Consider the following 259-nt stretch of genomic DNA (forward strand, 5'->3'; position numbering starts at 1 on the left):
CATCATATAACTGTGAGAACGACCCATAGTTAGACTTGTCACCTGGAATCTCAGTTTTTGCTAACCATTGACCATTAACATGGTAATAAAAATCATCCTGTGCACGAACACTTTTATCCATATTTTGTAAATCAACACCTAGCGCACCAGGAGCCGCCACCGGTGCAGTTACTGTGGTTGATTCTGCTTTCATTTGTTGTGGCTTTTCGCCGCAGCCAACCAAACCTAACGCCAATGCAATACTGGCGGCAGTCATTGT

Annotated in this window: 1 pseudogene; it reads right to left on the bottom strand. The window is 44.0% G+C overall.

What is annotated here, in order from left to right:
- Positions 1 to 259: pseudogene (locus tag CWB77_RS17940) on the bottom strand (peptidase M13); the annotation flags it as partial.

The sequence above is a fragment of the Pseudoalteromonas sp. S1610 genome (assembly GCF_005887465.1).
Taxonomy (GTDB): Bacteria; Pseudomonadota; Gammaproteobacteria; order Enterobacterales; family Alteromonadaceae; genus Pseudoalteromonas; species Pseudoalteromonas undina.